We start from the raw sequence: 19,762 nt of genomic DNA, 5'->3' as shown, positions 1-19,762 counted from the left end.
ACTTTTAAAACTAAAGCCTGTTAGCTTATGGCTGAACAGGCTTTTCTTTGTGACTATGCATTTTTAATGACGCCGAATTCATAAGGATTAAAGCTGAAACCAGATAAAGAAAAGACGCGATATAGAAGAGGCTTCCAATCGTAAGAAAATCTACTAAATAACCTGTTGCCATGACTGCAACCGCTCCCCACACACTTGTCCAGAGATGGTAGTTTCCTATTTTTAGACCTGTTTGAGAATCTTTCGTTTGCTTTATGAGCGCTGTTTTTTCTGTTGTCTTTTGGACAGCTCCTAAGATGCCCATCGCGATCTGCAGCATGTATAGAGCAGCAACCGTTTTAATGATAGGCACAACAAGCATCATTCCAGCCATCCCCCATGTGTAGAAAAGAAGTAAGGCACGATCTCCCACTTTATCAGAGAGTCTCCCAATGACCGGATGGACCAGTGCTCCTGTAATTGCAAAAAGACCATATGCCAAACCAAATTGTGAGTAGCTGTCTCCTATGTTGCGAATAAGCAGCAGATAAAATGGAAATACCATAGAACTCGCTGTCATTAATAGACTTTGGGATGTTACGAATGTACGATAATTCATTTTCCGTACCTCTCATAAAATAGATTTTTGAAACGCCCTTCTGGATCGAGCTCTCGCTTTCTATTAAAAAACTCATTAATGCGAGGATACGCTTTTTTCAGTTGTGCTTTTGTCGGATAAGAATAATACGGCAAGTAATAACTGCCCTTATGCGCTAACGTCACATCAATCAACTTCCGGATAACATCCTCTGTTCTTTGGATCTCTTTCTTTGACCGCCCTTGGTTAATTAATAACACGAGAGCAAACATATCATCCTTGGCATAAGACAAAACAGCATCCTCATCATGCTCAACATACCGTATCGTGATATTCAATACATTCAATTCTTCTTTCTCCAACACCGTTCGTAAGTCCTCGATATATGCTGTGAACTGATCTACAGGAACAAAATACTCTTGCAGCACTTCTGTACGGTTTGGATTTTCGTATTTCATAAATGCACGGTCTGACCGCATCACGTTGTTCCTTGTTTCATACTTGCCGCTGCTATTCAAAAAGTATTTTTTCTGAGTATCCCAAAACACGTCTTTTCCCCAGTCACTGTACCGTGACACCCCTAACATCAATTTAGGCAATGCAACCCTCTCTTCTTCTTTCAAAGCGGAAAATTTCTTCAGATTACGTTGATCATCAGCTAACACATAATCGGTAACATACATTTCCTTTAAAAAAGTTTTTGGAGCAACAGATAATCGTGCCAGATGCATTTTCACCCTGTTATCTTTTTTTACGTTTTTTTTAAAGTAATCTTCGTAGTCCTCATACTTCATTGTTGCAACTCGGTGCTGATAAAGTTCATCCTCTGCCAATTGGAGCGTTACATCCAATATGATTCCGAAAAGACCGTAGCCTCCTATTACATAAGGAAAGTAATCACTATTTTCTGTTCGGCTCACATTGATTATTTCGCCATTTGATTTGAGCAGTCGAAATGATTCTACTGTATCGATTAAAGAACCGTAACGGATATCCCGCCCATGAACGTTTACACTTAATGACCCGCCAACCGTAAAAATGTTTTGAGACTGCATCACTTTAATGGATAACCCGTACGGATTAACAGCTTGTTGGATGTCTTCCCAAGTCGCACCGCTCTGGACAGTTATTCTTCTTTCTTTCGGGTTAAACTCCACTATTTTATTGTAGCTTTTCATATCTAGGAGCGTGCCTGCAGGATACAGCGTATGACCGCCTTGACTATGCTGCATGCCAGCGATTGAAATGGCGTCTTCTTCTTTAACCCATTTTTGAAGATCATGAGTGGAGTGCGAACTTTTGATAACCTTCATCTTTGTGGGCAACAGCTTTCCTTCATCTTCTACGACAATCGTTTCTTGCTGGTGAGAAAATACTGAAAAACTAGAATAGAGAGCCAAACTGTATATTGAAATTCCAGTTACAATCCATTTTAGTTTCATCTATCACACACCCAATCCACATTAAGTGTAATTTTACACTTTAATTATAAAATGAAACTCAATGACTGGCAAGGATTTTTTTCCAGTCGTTTGTTGTGTGCAAAAAAGGAATATGGTGAAAATATGATCTTACACCTTGCTAAAGTTGTATTTTAGATGTAAGAAATTAAAAAAATGGTGATTCGTACAAGCACTCTAACTCTTATTTCATATAGTAATAGTGGGGGTGATACAATTGGGTAAAAAAAGAAAAGAAAAACACGAAAGTTCTTCTAGTTCTAGCAGCCACGGCGGCGGTAAAGGCGGCAAAGGCAAAGGTGGCAAAGGCCGTACTGGTGCTGCTTCTGAATGGCCAAATGGTAAAGGCCTTTCTGAAAGCAATGATCCAAACGGGAAAAAACTACGCAAAAAGTTAGGTGCAAACGGTACTGCTGCAAACGGTACTGCGACTGCTGCAGCAGGAGCTGAAACGAACGGGAATGCTGTTGAAAATGGAGCTGTTGAAGCTCTTCGCTCTCTATTAGGCGGAGGTTTAAAAGAAAAAAAATCGTCCAAGAAATCTTCTAAGAAATCCAAGAAGAGACCTTGTAACGACAGCTGCTGGGAATAATTTCAATAAAAAAAGCCTCCTTATGGGGCTTTTTCTAATTTTATTTTGTTAATTCTACTTTCTTCTCTGCATTTTGTTTTAAGTAAGCAAGTGTTGTCGCACCAAGCAAGTTGGCGGCAATTAATAGAGCCTCTTCATTGATCTTAAACTTAGGATGGTGATGCGGATATGTCTCTTCCCATTCTGCGTCTTCAGCACCTGTAAAGAAGAATGTACCTGGAACTTTTTCCAGATAATACGCATAATCTTCTCCGCCCATCTGCGGCTCAATTTCTTCAAGTTGCAGTACACCCGGAACCTTTCTCGCAACATCTACAACGAATTCCGTATCTTCTTTATGGTTAACCACTGCTGGATAACCGCGTTTAAATACATATTCATAGGAAGCATCGGATGCAAGACATGTCCCTTTTGCAATACGGTCTATCTCTTTTTCGATTGCAACACGAACTTCTTCCTTAAATGTACGAACTGTTCCTGTTAACTTGGCTGTATCTGCAATAACGTTAAATGCATTTTTTGCTTCAAACGCACCTACAGATACAACCGCTGCATCCAATGGATTCACTCGGCGACTCACGATCTGCTGCAGGTTTGAAACGAGCTGTGCCCCAATGACGATACTGTCTTTTGTTTTATGCGGCTGTGCACCATGTCCGCCTTTTCCTTGAACTTTTACAGTGAAGGAATCTGCCGCTGCCATTACAGGACCTGAACGATAACCGATCGTTCCGGTTGACATCGTTGCCCAGAGATGTGTGCCGTAAATGACATCAACTCCATCTAAACATCCGTCTTCAATCATCGCAATGGCTCCGCCCGGTGCAAGTTCTTCAGCGTGCTGGTGAATAAATACGACATTTCCTTCAAGATCATCTTTCATTTCTGTTAATACTTTGGCCAATACGAGCAATGTAGCTGTATGACCGTCATGACCGCAAGCATGCATAACACCTGGCACTTTCGATTTGTATGGAGAATCATTTTCCTCTTGTATCGGAAGTGCATCAAAATCAGCTCTTATGGCAACAGTCTTTCCTGGCTTTCCACCTCTTAATGTTGCAACAACCCCTCTGCCGCCAACTCCCGTTCGAACGTCTAGCCCTAACTTTTCATGATACGCTGCAATAAAGGCGGGTGTCTCGACTTCTTCAAATGAAAGTTCAGGATTTTGATGAAGGTGTCTGCGAATCTCCACCATCTCGTTTTCATAACTAGCCAACCTGCTGAATAATTGTTCCAAACCTGCTCACTCCTTCTATAAGATCTACATTTTTATATATTCGCCAGGCCCTAACGGAAGTCCTAGCACGTACCAGATGGTAAATAAGATGCACCAAAATATTGTGTATGCAATCGAGTATGGAAGTAAAGAAGAGATTAGTGTTCCCATACCCATGTTTTTATCAAACTTTTTAGCAAAAGTGAGAAGAATAGCAAAGTACGCCAACATTGGTGTAATGGTATTTGTGATCGAATCTCCAATTCGATAAGCCATTTGGGTGAAAGCCGGGCTGTAGTTTAAAGCCATGAACATCGGAACGAAAACTGGCCCTAATATCGCCCATTTAGCAGACGAACTGGCAATCAGCAAGTTCACGAATGCTGTAAAAAGAATAAAGGCTAAAAGCAATGGCAGACCAGTAAATCCTGATTCTTTCAAAAAGTCGGCTCCAGTAATTGCAATGATCGACCCTAAGTTGCTCCAGTTAAAGTAAGCAATCATTTGAGCAGCAATAAAGGCAAGCACAATATAGTACCCCATGCCGCTCATTGCCTTTGTTAGATGTTCAGCAACATCTTTGTCATTTTTTAATACTTTTGCTCCAAATCCGTAAGCCATTGCTGGAATCAAGAAGAACAGAAGCATGATGGGAACGAGTGAATCCATAAACGGTGAATCGATCAGTTCACCTGTTTTAGCATGACGAAGCATCGCACCTTTTGGAACAGTTACAAGTAAAATAATGGTCGTGTAAATCAGAAGAGAAAGGGTTGCCCACTTAAGCCCTCTTTTTTCTTCAGAAGATAAAGCTTGCTTTTTCACTTCCAGATCGTCTGGAACTTGATACTCACCTAGCCTCGGTTCAACGATTTTAGTCGTTACCCATACCGCTACAGGTAAAAGCACGAATGTTGAGGCAAGCATGAAGTAATAGTTCATTGCGGGGTTTGCTGTATAGGTTTTGTCTTGAAGGTGTGCCGCTGACTCTGTAAATCCTGCAAGCATCACATCAAGCATGCTGATAATAATATTAGCACTGAATCCACCGGCAACTGCTGCATATGCGGCTGCAAGTCCTGCGATCGGATGACGTCCAAGAGTAAGGAATACCATTGCTGCCACTGGCGGAAGCACGATTAGTGCGGCATCGGCAGCTGCATTCCCTACGATTCCAATAAAAATAATAATAGGCAAAATAAGCTTTTTGGGTGAGGAAAGAACGACTCTGCGCATGAAGGCCGAAATCAAACCTGTTGACTCAGCTAGTCCTACTCCAAGCATGACGACGAGAACAAGTCCAAGCGGAGGAAAATTAACAAAGTTACTGACAAGTTCAATAAGCATCCTTTTAATGCCTTCTTCGTTCAATAGATTTACTGCTGAAATTTTTTCATTATTAGCAGGATTCACTGCACTCCAGCCTGTCAATCCGGCAAAAAACGAACCTAATAAGATAATAGCTGTAATGATCACGAACAAAGTTAGAACATCTGGAAGCTTATTACCGTTTTTCTCTACCCAGTCAAGTAGCCGATTGAATATGTTTTTGTTGTTGTTCTGTGGCTGTGACGGTTTTGGTGAAGGTACTGCTTTTATTGCTGAACGTGCCATGGTCATCCTCCTTTTTGTTTTTTTCTGAATATTAAATTTCTTAACATTCTACAGACTGTTGTTCACAGTTTCAAGGGGCTTTTTAGAACGCAACTTTTTTACTAGATACTAGATACAGCAACGGGTTAGCGGAATGAAAGGGCTTTCCTTCACAGAATATTCTTTCATTTTAAAATTTACCAGTTCGACATCTTCCGCTATAATGAGTACATTGTTTTGCTTTTAAAAACGATTTTCACGTAAAGATAAAGGAGAGAACTTCATGGATCTTTTGTTAAAAGAAAGTCTGAAAGCAAGCTACAACGAACAAGCTGATTTTCGCAATAAAGTAGAAATAGAGAGTTGGAAAGTTGCTGAGCTGAATTCTTTTATTGCCGCTCTTACTAACGAAAGCTTTGATACTGTTCTTGATATTGGAGCAGGCTCAGGTCAACATGGTAAATATTTATCAGATCACAGGTTAGATGTAACTTGCATCGATCTCTCACCAAAGATGGTAGAAACGTGCCGTGCAAAAGGATTAAAAGCAGAAGTAATGGATTATTACACATTAAACTTTGACGCTAAATCGTTTGACGCAGTATGGGCGATGAATACGCTTCTTCACGTCCCAAAGGTGAGTCTGCCCGCAGTACTTAAGAACATTCATACTGTCTTAGCAGACGGAGGTTTGTTCTACATGGGCGTATACGGCGGCAAGGATTCTGAGGGTGTATGGCAGGAAGATTCGTATATTCCGAAGCGGTTCTTTTCGTTTTATACAGATGAAGATCTAGTAGAAGTGGTTTCCCCTCTTTTTGAGATACTAGACTTTCACATCGTTTCAGAAGCTGGCGGAAGCATGGATTTTCAATCTTTGCTTTTGCGTAAGAAATGGATAGAGGATTAATCAAAAGGCCACTCTAAAAAATGCTTGTTGGGAAGGTGAGACACTTAAGAGTGAAACGTCCGAATGTGGCTCACCCCTGCCCCGCGGAAAGCGAAGCACCTGGAACGGAAATTAACTACTTTCAATGCAATAATAGTCAAGCAAAAAAAGCTCCTCCATTGAGGGGCTTTTTATATTTCTCGCATGTATCGGATAGATATGTATTTATCGCTGCCTTCACTCATCTTTTCTGATTGCTTAACAAATCCTTTTGCTTCATAAAAAGGGATGCCTTTTTCATTATCTTTTTGCGCAGACAGCCACTGTTCCTTTATTCCTAAATTTTTTTGATAGTTTGTGTAGTAGTTTAACAGCTGACTTCCTATTCCCATGTTTCGTTTGATTGGATCCATGTAAAACACAAAGATTTCTCCTGCTTTTTCACCTGTCGTTCCCCCGCCGATCGCTCCCACTACTTGTCCATTTTCCTTCGCCACAAAGTAACCGTGCCAATAATCGCTGAACTCCGTCACTTCTTTTAAAATGCGATCTTCGTTATAATACTCTTCTATTACTTGGTTTACATACGCTTCGTCCTCTAAATATCCATACGTTGCTCTCCATCCTTCTCGGCATACTCTAGCTATTCCTGAAACATCTTCAGTTCCTGCTTTTTTAAATATAATATTCGCTGTTTTCGCCATATTTCACACCTCTTTTTTTAGTCTAAACATCACTATTATAAGCTATTTTTTGGTAAAATTAAGGTATGCAACTTTGTCAGTCAGAGCCTATTTTCGTACCCGAAAGGCGGAAGATATTTTGACAACTTTAATTACAAAAAATGACCATGTTTACGACATGCTGGACTCTCTTTTACGTGATGAAGGCACCTTTTGGAACTCTTTTTATGAAGATCGAAATAAAAAGATTCCTTTTTTTGTGGATGCACCTGATGAAAATCTAGTGAACTATGTGGAGCGTGGATGGATAGAGCCTTGCCGCGTTTTAGAACTTGGCTGTGGGCCAGGAAGAAATAGCATCTTTCTTGCGCAGCTGGGATTTGAAGTAGATGCGGTAGATCTCTCTACTGAAGGTCTAAATTGGGCTCGTGAGCGTGCCGCTGATAAAGGAGTGGATGTGAATTTTATACAAGGAAACATCTTTAAGATGGATCTGCCTCTTCATGAATATGACTTAATCTATGATTCAGGCTGCTTCCACCACGTTCCCCCTCATAGGCGTGTAAGCTATTTGAATCTATTAAACAACTGTTTAAAGAAAGGCGGACATTTTGCCATTACTTGTTTTGACGCAGTTGGAATGGGATTGGATATCCCCGACAAGATCGTATACAAAGAACGCACGATGAAAGGCGGTCTCGGCTACACGTTTGAACGAATGAGGGAAGTTTTTTCTGAGTTTACTGAGATAGAACTGCGTAAGATGAACGAAATCACACAGCCAGCTGATACATTTGGTTTGTCTTTTTTAAATGCCGGACTGTTTAAGCGAAACTAAAACAAACTCTTGGAGCAGGTCTCCAAGAGTTTTTGTTTTATAGGCCCTAATCAAGTATTTTTAGTCCCTAACTTTCATTTTATAAGCCTTCAGAATTTTTTATAGGCCTTCGAAATTTTTTATAGGCCCTCAAATTTATTTTATAGGCTTTTCGACAATCACATGCACTCCAATTATCTACCCAACACCACAAAATCCCGCCATTCCTCTGGCAGCATCTCTACATACTTCCTCGTCAGGAATCGGTCATCAACGAGAACGAGTGTCCCTCGGTCCTCTTCTGATCGGATTACGCGGCCTCCCGCTTGGAGTACTTTGTTCATTCCCGGATACACATACGCAAAGTCATAACCGTTCTTGCCTGCGCTCTGGAAATAATTCTTCATCGTATCCCGTTCTAATCCAACTTGCGGCAGTCCAACCCCTACAATCACTGCACCGGTGAGCTTGTCTCCTTTTAAGTCGATTCCTTCTGAGAATATTCCACCCATGACAGCAAACCCCACAAGAGATTTTTCCCCTACCGAATCAAAATAAGCTAAAAACGTTTCTCGTTCTTCCTCCGTCATAGCTGGTTGCTGAACAATAAGATTAAATATGGGATCCTTTTCTAGCAGCTGTTCATAGACATCTGTCATATATCGGTAAGATGGAAAAAAAACAAGATAGTTTCCTGGCCGTTTATTTGATAGATCGATAAGCATTTCCGCGATAGGTTCTATGGATTGTTCACGATCTCTATAACGTGTGGAAAGCGGCTGAACGAAGACATCAAGCTGATCTCTTTCATAGGGAGAAGGCATCCGGATGACATAATCCTCATCCTCTCCTCCGAGCATTTCACGAAAATAGGAAAGCGGTGAGAGCGTCGCCGAGAAAAAGACGCGTGAACCGTACTTTTTTCCAGTTTGAAAAAGAAGCTTTGAGGGGTCCATGCAGAATAAACGAACACTCACTTCACTTTTAAATACAGAGATAAACGTAACAAACCGATCATCATAAAATTGAGAAATCTTTACCCATTGAAGCGCTTCAAAAAAGGTTTCCAACAGCCGTTCATCATTAATCCCACTGGCGAGTACCTGTTCAGCCTGAACGGTAAACGCTTCAAGATATTCCACCAGCACTTCGGGTAGATCAGCCACGGCAACTTCTTTTTCTTCATGTTCTTTTTTCAATTTCAAAAGTTCATCATTTACGGCTTTAGCTGTTCTCCAAACTCCGTCATGTTCTCCTTTAAAATCACGGGAAAGCTGCAAAAAGGAAGACTTTATAATATCAGCTGAATACATGCCGCGCGCCCGATCGACTAAGTTATGAGCTTCGTCCATCAAGAGTACAGTACGCTTTTTCTGTTCTTCAAACAAGCGTTTAAAAGAGACACGAGGATCGAATACATAGTTATAATCACAGATTACAGCATCTGCTGCATAGGCAAGGTCGATGGAAAACTCGAACGGACAGACTTTATGCTTTTGGGCATAGTCTGAAATAACGCTCCGGTCCATCACCGTCTCGTTTTCTAAAATATCCAGTACAGCACCGTTGATTCTGTCATAATATCCATCAGCAAACTCACAATATGCCGCTTCACATCGTGTCTCCTCTTTAAAGCACACCTTATCTTTTGCGGTGATGGTCGTACATTGCAGAAATAATCCCTTCTCTCTCATTAACACTAGCGCTTCCTCAGCATTCTTACGGTTGAGCGTTTTAGCTGTTAAATAAAAGATTTTTTCCGCTTTCTCCTCACCTATGGCTTTCACGGCAGGAAAAAGTGTTGAGATCGTCTTGCCGGTACCTGTTGGTGCATTTGCAAAAAGTGTTTTCTTATCAGCAATCGTCTTATAGACAGCACCTGCAAAGTTACGCTGTCCGTTCCGGTATGCTGAGAAAGGAAAAGCTAGCTCACGAATGCTGTCATTTCTTTTTTGCATATTTTGAAGTTTTAGCTTCGCATATGGAGCATAGCTTTTAACGAGCTGTAGCATAAAATCCTCAAGCTCCCTAAAAGTGACATCTTCCTGAAACCTCTTCTGTTCACCCGAATTCACTTGAACGTAGGTAAGCTGCACGGTTACTTTGTCTTTATCTTCCTTTTCCATGTACATATAGGCATAGACTTTCGCTTGAGCCCAGTGAACGGGATAAGAATCTCTCATAATCTCGCTTAAATTCCGAGCAGTTGATTTAATTTCATCGATTGTTATGGATTCGTCACGCAATAAAAGACCGTCACAACGCCCCTCTATCATGTATTCCAAACTCTCATATAGATAGTTGGTTTGCAGAAACACCTCTGCAGCATCTGCTTCTTCATATGTTTTTTGTATCGTTTGATGGGCTTTAGTCCCTTCGATTAAAGAGGAAGTCGATTTAAAACCAGTTTCAATACTCCCTGAACGAAAAACATATTCAACGAGCGAACGAACAGAAAGCTTCACAGAATAAGACATATCATCACCTGCCGATTTCCCACTAAATCATAGCTTTATTGTAGCATATAAGGAACAAGATCTTGCTGTTGAACGTTATATCTCCCTACGTGGACTCTTACCCAAACTCGCTGTTTGAAAGCATTCTGTCATGTACGTTGGCATTATTATAAAAAAAACAAAAAAAGCTAATCTCAATGAATTAGCTTTTTAGTGTAGGACATGCCCGCTATATAATTTTTCCCATTCTTTTTCTTGCATGGTCTGAAGCATGCCTACCTGCCAATGATTCTTTTTATTGAAAGAAATGTATACGTTCGAATAGTGTTTTTCTTTTCCTTTTTCCATCATAACAATGTCAACAGTACCAATAGGCCAGCCGTCATCCATACGTATTCTTAAATTATTGAATGCTTTCAGGTAAGTCCCTTCAATAAACAATTTATTATTACGGCTTACCCAGCTGCTTCTTGCAATGTTCTCTGGAATCGTTACGTCTTCATCATAAGCTCTATTATAAAAGTAAACATGATCAAATGCTTTTTCATAATCTTGTTTTGCAGCATGCTTTAAAAACAGCGATGCTTGCTGATTCGCCTGGAATTTTACCCAAAGGTCAGGTCCCAAAAGTAAAGAAAAGACAATTATAACGATTCCTGTCAAGATCCAGGTTATTTTCCGAAAGTTTCTCAAAGAGACACCTCTATTCTTTTTCTTAAAAATAACCATTTATTGTAATTGTGTCTATGGTAAAAACATGATAAATGTATGATTGAAAGAACAAAAACAGCCCCCTTACTCAGAGGACTGTTTTAGAACGGCATCATCGTTTAAATTAGCTGTACAGTTTTGGCATTTAACTGCTCTCAATGGAATCCTGGATAAGCAATACTTACATTCTTTTGTATCGGGTTCTTTCACTTCTTCTTTTTTCTTAAGGCGGTTGATCTGCTTTACAACAAAAAAGATAACAAGAGCAATGATAAGAAAGTTGATCAGTGTATTGATAAAGAGCCCATAATTCAGTGTGGCAGCACCAGCTTTTTGGGCATCAGCTAATGAGGAATACTCCCCTTTTCCTAAGTTTATGTAAAGATTGCTAAAATCTACTTTTCCAAGCAGCAAGCCAATTGGGGGCATAATAACATCATCCACAAGTGAAGTGACAATCTTACTGAACGCTGCACCAATAATGACTCCGATGGCAAGATCTATCACGTTGCCCCGCATAATAAATGTTTTGAATTCATTCCACATCTACATTAATTCCTTTCTGTTTCTCTACTATATGTATAACCATACAGCATTCACTTTCAAACATCATCTGATGCCTCTTTAACCAGGTTCACCGTCAATAACTCTTTTACACTCGTACAAACATCCCCTTCATATTGGAGTTGTATTAACCCAATGCTGTTAAGCGTTGCAGAAAAAGGCTGCAGGGTTCGTGCCGAGAAGTTGAAGGCCTCAACTAATTCCTGATGTGTTAGATGCATCGCAATGGTACAGTGAGGGACCCATTGAGAAGGAGAATATAAGGATGCCGGATCTGTATGTTCATTAAATCTTTCATGATAACGAAGATGAAAGCTATTCAGTACCTCATTCTTTGTCGGTGACAGGTACAAAGTTCCGCTGTTTAAAAACATGCCGAGTGATGGAAAAAACAAAGGAACAGCAGAAGCGTTTAAAAAGTAACTTTCTAATTCTCTTTTAAAGGTTTCGAGATGTAATTTTGCGTGTGTCGCTAGCGTTACATGCGGCCTCATGCCAAGACCCGCGATTCCCGCTTCATTCATATCATCCCTTAAATCATTAATCTTCGTTTCAGTTTCATGATCCAGATATCCAATAATGGCGTACATGTAAAAAGACCTCCTCTTTTAGAGTAATTATACAGAAATTCTTTGTGAGTTAAATAAAATCCTAGTTAAAGTGCCCTATCCGCACTTGTCCCGAAAAAATGGGCTAATTCCGCCCAAACCTTTAACTTGTACCTCTAATATTCTGTCATTGTAAAGAAGGAGGTGGGTTACATGGGATTTAAGTCACACGGAAACAGCTTTGCTTTGATCGTAGTGCTATTTATCTTGTTAATCATCGTTGGGTGTTGCTGGTGCGGTGGATATGGCGGTGGTTACGGCGGTGGATACGGCGGCGGCTGGTGCTAATCAGTTGATTTCCAGAATGGAAATAAACGCGCTTATTCATTCATGATCAATTGCGTTAAAACCTTTTGCTTTAACAACCCCTCGTATTAACAGAGAGAAAACTAGAGAGAGAAAAAAGACCTGTACTCTTATGAGCGCAGGTCTTTTTATGTATAGCATGACCTATCAGCAGCTTTACTTTTATCTTTGTAGATAGTATTTTTTGCTGGCAGATGTAGATTTCGTATTAAAAGTGACGGACTAAAGAAAAAAAGCGAAGAGGCTTGGCTCAAAAGGATGCAAAACTTTTGAGGTAATACCTATTTTAATTAGATGAGCGGAAAAAACGAGTAAAATTGTATTTTTGGTAGAGACATAATCCTCTTTTGTGTATATGGAGTGAACACGCAAGATTATATTCACGTTAATTGGGATATATTCACGTTATTTTAAATAATTTCACGTTAATTCGTTTTTATCCACGTTATTTCCAATAAATTCACATTAGCTAAAAAATCCACCTCGAGCCAAGGCAAAATCCGTGCTCACAGACTTTCATGCTCACTACAAACGCTATTGCCCGATACCCACAAAAACACCCCTCACTAAAAAAACATCGCAGGAGCCACTCTGCAATGTTCTTAAATCCTATAATCCACTTGATGAAGCCACTTCTATCAACTCAACCTATAAATTAATTACTTTTTTCAGCAGCAGATCCTTCTGCTCAGTTCTTTCTTTTGCCTTCTTTACTTTTCCTGCCACTTCATAAACCACAAGGTCTGGATTCTCCTCTAACAAAGCAGCTGTCCTCACCTGACACGCAATGAGTAAATAGACGGTATCACCTGTCACTTCCTGTTTTAAGATCTCTACTTCATCTGTTCCATGAAATCCTACAGAAGAGCCAATAACAACATATTCTCCAACTAAAATAGAACCCAAATCCTCATCACTATCAGCTGCAGCAACAGGAACTGACTTTTTCTTCTGAACAGCTGATGAACCAGATTGCAGCACATATGTCAGGTCTTCCACCATAGCGCTTGACGTTGGAAGTTTTCCTGCTCCTGCTCCTTGAACGGTTACTTTGCCCGCGAGACTCGTTTCAACCATAATTGCATTTTGTACATCTTCAACCCCAAACAAAGGGTGTTCCTCATCAACCAAAACAGGTTTGACAGAAGATATGAATTGGTCGCGGTCACGGCGGATCCGCGCCAAATGCTTTACTTTGTATCCCCAGTCCTTAAACACAGAGATCTGCTCTGATGTTACTTCTGTTATTCCTTTACGTTCAACGTCTTCCCACTCTGGCGTCGCACCAAACGACAACTCGCTAAGAATCATCAACTTATAAAAAGCGTCATATCCTTCAACATCACTCGCTGGGTCCGCTTCTGCATATCCAAGCTCTTGGGCACGCTGCAAGACATCATGAAAGGCTAATCCCTTCTCCCTCATATTCGTCAAAATATAGTTGGAGGTACCATTAAGAATTGCTTCAACAGAATAGATATCATTTACTTGGAGCAGTTGAGCGATGCTGCGTATAATTGGCGTTCCACCAGCCGTTGTGGCTTCAAAACCAACGAAGCGTTCTAGCTGCTCTGCTTTATTCAGCAAAGTCCTTCCATGCCTCGCAAACATCACTTTGTTCGCTGTGATAACATGGCACCCTTTCTCTAGAGCACGGCTCAAGTATGTGAATCCAGGCTCTTCTCCTACGATCGCTTCAAATACGATTTGAAGATCTTCTATAGCCAAGATCTCCTCAAAGTCTGTTGTTACTAAGACATGTTCATCCACATCACGTTTTTTTGATCCATCTTTTACAAGAATTCCTTCAATTACTACCTCTTCACCTAATACTGCTTTAAGCTGTTCACTATGTGTTTTCAGAGCTTCATAAACACCTTGGCCAACAGTCCCAAACCCAAGCAGTGCCGCTTTAATAGGTGCCATATTTCAGCCTCCTTTCTTGTCTCAATGCTTCTTTCACATAAGGTCCCCATTTTTCAAATTCAACTAAAAATCCATCATGACCAAAGTCTGTTTGAATGGAATAATACGTTCCAAATCTCGTATGTTTTACAAAATCCTCAATGGCTTCTGGAGGATACAGAAGATCGCCTTCATAACCGAATGCATGAACTTCCGCTTGAATTTGCGAAGCTGCACGCTCCCATCCTCCAAGCTTATCGCCAATATCGTGTGCGTTCATCGCGTAAAGAAGAGATACATAGCTATCAATATTAAACCGTTTGGTCAGCTTTTCTCCCTGATACGTAAGGTAGGAATCTACTTGAAAGAAAGGCTTTCCCTCATCATCCGTAACCTTCACTTCCCGATTAAAACGCTCGTTGAATAGTTTAGGCTGACGGTACGTCAACAATCCTGCCATTCTTGCAATCTCCAACCCTTTTAACTCTTCGCTAGAATCGTAATTACCGCTTTTATAAACAGGGTCACTTTCAATCGCGTGAAGAGCAAGTCTATTAAAGGCAACGCCATAGTCACTTAAATAAGGAGTTGCAGCAAAAACAAACACTTTTTCTAAAAAATACGGAAACTGTACCGCCCATTCTAAAGCCTGCATTCCGCCGAGTGATCCACCCAAAACGGCCAAAAGTCTTGGAACCCCCAAAATACCGAGGGCTTGCCGCTGTGCTCGAACCATGTCTCTTACCGTTACAAAAGGAAATGTCTTGCCGTAAGGTTCTCCCGTTTCAGGGTCAGTCTTTGTTGGACCTGTTGAACCGCTGCATCCTCCCAGAACATTAAACGTGATAACCTGAAATTGATTCGTATCGATGTATTTATCGGGACCGATCAACCCTCTCCACCAGCCAGGATCTTCTTCTGATCCAAACGCATACTGATTTCCAGTCAAAGCGTGACAAAGCAGGATGACAGGACCGTTTGCATTCCCTGTTTTTTCGAAAGCTAATTCCGCATCAGTAATCACTCTGCCTGACTCCAGGGCAAATTCTCCGATCCTCACCTTACCTATTTTTCTCGTGGTTTCAAGCAAGTTTTTGTAACTCACGGGCTTTCAGCTCTCTTCGCAAAATTTTTCCGCTGATCTTTGTTTTTGGCAGTTCTTCAACTACTTCAATCTCCCGGGGAGCAGCGTGTGCTGCAAGCTCACCTCTAACAAAGATGCGGATTTCTTCCAAAAGCTCACTGCTCGGTGTGTAGCCATCTTTTAACACAATAAAGGCTTTAACGATTTCGCCACGGATCGGGTCTGGTTTTCCTATTACTCCCGCTTCTGCTACAGCTTTGTGTTCGATCAATTTACTTTCCACTTCAAAAGGTCCGATTCTTTCTCCTGAGGAATTGATCATGTCATCTGATCGTCCTTGGAAAAAGATATATCCCTCTTCGTCCTGATAGGCAAGATCTCCTGAAACATACCACTCACCCCAGCTAAAATAAGAGTTATACTTTTCTGGATTCTGCCAAACCTCTCTCATAATGGCTGGCCATGGTGCTTTGATCGCTAAGTGACCAACTGAGTAAGGAGGCAGTTCTTTTCCCTCTTCATCCAAAACGGATACAGAAATTCCAGGGAACGGTTTCCCCATAGAACCAGGTTTGATTGGTTCAGTTGGCAGATTGACGATCAGCTGTGCACCTGTTTCAGTCATCCACCACGTATCATGAATACGTTTTCCAAGAATACTCTTACCCCAATAAATCACTTCTGGATTCAATGGTTCTCCGACACTCAAGATGTGGCGGAGTTTTGATAAATCGTAGTCTTGAGGTAGCTGATTGCCTTTTGCCATCAGCATACGAAAAGCCGTTGGTGCGCTATACCATACGGTCACACCCGTTTTCTCCAGTGTTTCATACCACGTTTCTGCTTTAAACCTCCCACCGTGAACGACGACCGTTGCTCCGTTTAAGAGAGGGGCGAACACACCATAAACGGTTCCTGTTACCCAGCCAGGGTGTGCCGTGCACCAATACACATCATCTTCTTGAAGATCCAAGACCCAGCGGCCTGTTAAGTATTGCTGTCCCATCGCACGGTGAGCATGAATGATTCCCTTTGGTTTCCCTGTTGACCCAGACGTATAGTGGATGTTCAAACCATGTTCCGGGTCTACCCATTCAATCAGACGATCTGTGCTTTCAACGGTCTTTAGCTCATCAAGTAATGAGATTTCTCCACCATCTCCTTCCCCATCTGTTAAAAACACAGTGTGAAGACTCGGCAGATCTTGACGAGGCACCCGCTTATAAAGTTCACGATCCGTTATTAAAAACGTTCCTTCACAATCTGCGATACGATCTCTAACGGCATCTGACATAAAGGCTTCAAATAATGGTCCAACTATGGCACCTAGCTTTATGGCTGCAAGCATCGCAATGTGACAATGAGGATGTTTAGGAAGGAATACGAATACAAAATCCCCCTTTTTCACACCATGCTTTTTTAAAACAGCTGCCCACTGATTCGTGGTTTCCTTGAGCTCATTGAAACTTATTCGGTATTCTTCTGAATCATCTATATAATGAAGAGCCGTCTTTTCTCCTCGGCCCTCTTCGACATGTCGGTCCACACATTCGTAAGCCATATTTGTTTTACCGTCGAGTCTTCTAGAAAATTTCTCTTTCACAAAGTCCCATGAAAAAGGACCTTCTACGCTGTCTCTTTGAATATTGTGTGTGCCATCGACAGGTTCAAGGGTAGCTAGTCTCGTCATTTCAGTTCACCTGCTGCTTTCTGTTCGACATTTAATAGATTTAAGATGTGTGCTTTTTGTTGGGATAAATACGCATCTCCTCGTGTTCTAGGTTTTGATCTCTCCACCTGAACTTCAGCGAAAACCTCACCTGGCTGACCTTTTAAGATGAGTATTCGATCACATAAATAGAGTGCTTCGTCAATATCATGCGTAACGAGAAGCATCGTTGTTTTCTTTTTTTGCCAGATCGATAATAGAAGGTCTTGAAGCTGCATTTTTGTAAAAGCATCGAGAGCACTGAATGGTTCGTCTAGGAGCAGAACTTCTGGTTCTGTAATGAGCGCTCTTGCAATCGCAGTTCGCTGCGCCATTCCGCCAGATAAGTCTTTTGGATAATGATTCTCAAAACCCGTAAGACCGACTAAATCTAAATAGGTCTGATATTTAGTAGAAGTCCTTTCCTCTTTTTTTAAGCCAAATGATATGTTTTTACGTACAGAGAGCCACGGGAGAAGGCGAGGTTCCTGAAACATCATACCGACTCCATTGTTTGCTTCATCGCTGCTTGAGATGTTGCCTTCATAATAGGGGTCAAGGCCAGATAACACACGAAGCAACGTGCTCTTCCCGCATCCGCTCGTACCTAAAATTCCAATGATTTCTCCTTTATCTACAGAAAAATTTATATTATGAAACCCAGCTTGATTGTTATTAAACATTCGTTTTAATCGTTTTACATTCAGCATATGTCTCCCCCTTTCTATGCTTGGTTGTTTATCGAGTCTTGCCATTTTAATGAGCGATACTCAATCCATTTTAATAATGCATCCGTACCTTTTCCGAGAATGGCAAACAGCAGTATGCTCGCAATAACCGTGTCCGGTGAATAAGTGTTCTGGCCAACAACAAGCAGGTAGCCTAACCCTTCACTAGCTCCCATCAGTTCTGCTGCAACGACAAACATCCATCCAAGTCCTAACCCGCTTCGCATACCTGTAATAAATGATGGCAATGCGGCTGGCAAGATGATGCGCTTCGTTAATTGAAAAGGGGTGAGCTGATAAATTCTTCCTACCTCAATAAGCTTGCGGTCAACGCCTTGTATACCCGCCACAATATTTAAGTACACAGGGAAGAAGACACCAACTGCGATCAATGAAATCTTTGAAGGTTCTCCAATCCCCATCCAAAGAATAAAGAGCGGTACCCAAGCAAGAGAAGGAATGGAACGGAATGCTTGAAACAAGGGATCTAATACCTGTTCTGCGGTTTTGGCATACCCGACGATTGCACCAATTACAACAGCTGCTGCTGTACCAATTGCAAATCCTAATAAAACACGAGTCAATGTGATAGACACATGACCAAATAGAGAACCATCTCTATACATGCTTATTATTTTCTCTAAAATAATGCTTGGTGCCGGAAGCAGGTGTGGTGCTAGAAGTCCTACTCTAGCAGCGATCTCCCAGGCGATGAGTAGGATGATTGGCAGAATAGATCCTAAAGCGAATCCTTTTCCAACCCTAAATAATCCTTTTGAAGAAGAGAGCTTTTGAGGGGAAGCTCTCTGTCCCACTTTCCATTTTTGTGTTTCCGATATCATCGACACTTCCTCCTCTCCCTCTTTATTTTTTGATTACTTTCTCTGCATATTTAGGATTGATCAGTTCACTTACAAGCTTTTTGATGTCAGTATCTTTTTTGACAATCTCTTCTGTCTGGAGAACTTCGCCTGCAGCCGATATAGCTTTTTCGTGCTGTGATCCTGGAACAGGTTCCGAGAAGTTGTTTCGTTCAAGTTGTTTCTTTGCGACATCTTCTTTAATTCCCGCCTCTTCAGATAAAAGTTTTGCTGCTTCTTCAGGATTTTCCAGTGTCCATTTTCTTGCCTTTTCATATAGCTCAATCACTTGTTCCACTTGCTCCGGGTGGTTTTTTGCAAACTCAGAGCGTACGTTTAACGTTCCATACGTATTAAAATCTGGATTACGGTAGATGTACTGTGCACCGGATTCTACTTCTGTTCTCGCCATGTGCGGATCTAAGCCTGCCCAAGCATCCACTTGCCCTTTTAGTAAGGCGTTGGCACCGTCTGCGTGCTGAAGATTAACAATCTGTACATCTTTAGCAGAAAGGCCCGCATCAGCAAGTGCTCGGAGCAAGAAAATATGAGGGTCCGTTCCAAACGTAGCGGCTACCTTTTTTCCCTTCAGATCCTTCACATCTTTAATCGGTGAACCGTCTTTTGCAACAAGTGCCGTCCATTCAGGCTGCGAGTAAATATAGACCGATTCAATCGGTGCTCCTTTGTCTTTTGCGATCAGTGCCGCAGCACCAGCAGTGGATCCGAAATCAACGCTATCTGAATTTAGGAACTCAAGTGCTTTGTTGCTTCCCTGGCTCTGAATCCACTCCACTTCGATACCTTCTTTTTTAAACGTCTCTTCTGCCCAGCCAAACTTTTTAAGTGCTAAGCTTGTTGGTGAATAAAATGCATAATCCAGTCTGATCTTCTCTGGTTTTTCTCCTTCTTTTGCTGAGCTGGAACAGCCTGCTAACACTATTGCACCAGCAAGACTAACGGCGAGCGATAGTTTCTGCCAAACTTTCATTATGTGTT

Annotated in this window: 19 protein-coding genes; 4 read left to right on the top strand and 15 right to left on the bottom strand. The window is 41.3% G+C overall.

What is annotated here, in order from left to right; translation table 11 throughout:
* Positions 1-25: 25 nt before the first annotated feature.
* A complete protein-coding gene (locus tag AWM68_RS00825) occupies positions 26-598 on the bottom strand; it encodes an MFS transporter (RefSeq protein ID WP_066236162.1) in 573 nt (190 codons plus the stop codon).
* Entirely contained in the window at positions 595-2,019 is a 1,425-nt protein-coding gene (locus tag AWM68_RS00820) for an FAD-binding protein (protein WP_066236161.1), read from the bottom strand. The genes AWM68_RS00825 and AWM68_RS00820 overlap by 4 nt, the downstream gene beginning before the upstream one ends.
* A 235-nt stretch (positions 2,020-2,254) precedes the next feature.
* Between AWM68_RS00820 and AWM68_RS00815 the strand changes: the two genes are divergently transcribed.
* A complete protein-coding gene (locus tag AWM68_RS00815) occupies positions 2,255-2,629 on the top strand; it encodes a hypothetical protein (protein WP_066236160.1) in 375 nt (124 codons plus the stop codon).
* 40 nt (positions 2,630-2,669) lie between these two features.
* On the opposite strand, the gene AWM68_RS00810 is transcribed toward AWM68_RS00815, so the two are convergent.
* On the bottom strand, positions 2,670-3,872 hold the full coding sequence (locus AWM68_RS00810; RefSeq protein ID WP_269446769.1) for a M20 family metallopeptidase: 1,203 nt from the start codon (positions 3,870-3,872) through the stop codon (positions 2,670-2,672).
* Between the two features lie 24 nt (positions 3,873-3,896).
* Positions 3,897-5,465, bottom strand: a complete 1,569-nt coding sequence (locus tag AWM68_RS00805; RefSeq protein WP_082820513.1) for an AbgT family transporter — start codon at positions 5,463-5,465, stop codon at positions 3,897-3,899.
* Positions 5,466-5,727: 262 nt separating this feature from the next.
* Between AWM68_RS00805 and AWM68_RS00800 the strand changes: the two genes are divergently transcribed.
* On the top strand, positions 5,728-6,354 hold the full coding sequence (locus tag AWM68_RS00800; protein WP_066236158.1) for a class I SAM-dependent methyltransferase: 627 nt from the start codon (positions 5,728-5,730) through the stop codon (positions 6,352-6,354).
* 170 nt (positions 6,355-6,524) lie between these two features.
* Here the strand turns inward: AWM68_RS00800 and AWM68_RS00795 are convergent, their stop codons facing one another.
* Complete coding sequence (locus AWM68_RS00795) at positions 6,525-7,037, bottom strand: GNAT family N-acetyltransferase (RefSeq protein ID WP_066236156.1); 513 nt, start codon at positions 7,035-7,037, stop codon at positions 6,525-6,527.
* 157 nt (positions 7,038-7,194) lie between these two features.
* On the opposite strand from AWM68_RS00795, the gene AWM68_RS00790 reads away from it, so the two are divergent.
* Positions 7,195-7,854 (top strand): class I SAM-dependent methyltransferase, encoded by a 660-nt coding sequence (locus AWM68_RS00790; RefSeq protein WP_066237363.1) that lies wholly within the window; start codon positions 7,195-7,197, stop codon positions 7,852-7,854.
* 173 nt (positions 7,855-8,027) lie between these two features.
* Here AWM68_RS00790 and AWM68_RS00785 read toward each other — a convergent pair whose 3' ends face one another.
* From AWM68_RS00785 to AWM68_RS00770, 4 genes are all read right to left on the bottom strand, one after another.
* Positions 8,028-10,310: an ATP-dependent DNA helicase gene (locus tag AWM68_RS00785; protein ID WP_066236154.1), complete on the bottom strand. Its 2,283-nt coding sequence runs from the start codon at positions 10,308-10,310 to the stop codon at positions 8,028-8,030.
* 189 nt (positions 10,311-10,499) lie between these two features.
* On the bottom strand, positions 10,500-10,982 hold the full coding sequence (locus AWM68_RS00780) for a hypothetical protein (protein WP_066236153.1): 483 nt from the start codon (positions 10,980-10,982) through the stop codon (positions 10,500-10,502).
* A gap of 102 nt (positions 10,983-11,084) precedes the next feature.
* Positions 11,085-11,546, bottom strand: a complete 462-nt coding sequence (gene mscL / locus AWM68_RS00775; RefSeq protein WP_066236151.1) for a large conductance mechanosensitive channel protein MscL — start codon at positions 11,544-11,546, stop codon at positions 11,085-11,087.
* Between the two features lie 56 nt (positions 11,547-11,602).
* The gene (locus tag AWM68_RS00770; RefSeq protein ID WP_066236149.1) at positions 11,603-12,154 is read right to left on the bottom strand and encodes a 2'-5' RNA ligase family protein; all 552 of its coding nucleotides are present in this window, start codon (positions 12,152-12,154) and stop codon (positions 11,603-11,605) included.
* A gap of 171 nt (positions 12,155-12,325) precedes the next feature.
* On the opposite strand from AWM68_RS00770, the gene AWM68_RS20935 reads away from it, so the two are divergent.
* Positions 12,326-12,460, top strand: coding sequence for a YjcZ family sporulation protein (locus AWM68_RS20935; RefSeq protein WP_077363080.1), 135 nt, complete (start codon positions 12,326-12,328; stop codon positions 12,458-12,460).
* Between the two features lie 666 nt (positions 12,461-13,126).
* Here the strand turns inward: AWM68_RS20935 and AWM68_RS00765 are convergent.
* The 6 genes from AWM68_RS00765 to AWM68_RS00740 are packed head-to-tail and all read right to left on the bottom strand — an operon-like array spanning position 13,127 to position 19,754.
* A complete protein-coding gene (locus AWM68_RS00765) occupies positions 13,127-14,404 on the bottom strand; it encodes a homoserine dehydrogenase (protein WP_082820512.1) in 1,278 nt (425 codons plus the stop codon).
* Entirely contained in the window at positions 14,391-15,443 is a 1,053-nt protein-coding gene (gene metX / locus AWM68_RS00760; RefSeq protein WP_331710028.1) for a homoserine O-acetyltransferase MetX, read from the bottom strand. Before metX ends, AWM68_RS00765 begins: the two co-directional genes overlap by 14 nt.
* A gap of 22 nt (positions 15,444-15,465) precedes the next feature.
* Positions 15,466-17,157 (bottom strand): acetate--CoA ligase, encoded by a 1,692-nt coding sequence (gene acsA, locus AWM68_RS00755; protein ID WP_066236144.1) that lies wholly within the window; start codon positions 17,155-17,157, stop codon positions 15,466-15,468.
* Positions 17,154-17,885, bottom strand: coding sequence for an ABC transporter ATP-binding protein (locus AWM68_RS00750; protein ID WP_066236142.1), 732 nt, complete (start codon positions 17,883-17,885; stop codon positions 17,154-17,156). Before AWM68_RS00750 ends, acsA begins: the two co-directional genes overlap by 4 nt.
* 14 nt (positions 17,886-17,899) lie before the next feature.
* Positions 17,900-18,745 carry an ABC transporter permease gene (locus AWM68_RS00745; protein ID WP_066236140.1) on the bottom strand — a complete coding sequence of 282 codons (846 nt, stop codon included), beginning with the start codon at positions 18,743-18,745 and terminating at the stop codon, positions 17,900-17,902.
* Positions 18,746-18,767: 22 nt separating this feature from the next.
* Positions 18,768-19,754, bottom strand: a complete 987-nt coding sequence (locus AWM68_RS00740) for an aliphatic sulfonate ABC transporter substrate-binding protein (RefSeq protein WP_066236139.1) — start codon at positions 19,752-19,754, stop codon at positions 18,768-18,770.
* Positions 19,755-19,762 lie beyond the last annotated feature (8 nt).

Source organism: Fictibacillus phosphorivorans (assembly GCF_001619875.1).
Classification (GTDB): domain Bacteria; phylum Bacillota; class Bacilli; order Bacillales; family Fictibacillaceae; genus Fictibacillus; species Fictibacillus phosphorivorans_B.
The sequence above is the reverse complement of the archived record's forward strand: the minus strand, read 5'-3'. Positions and strand labels throughout refer to the sequence as shown.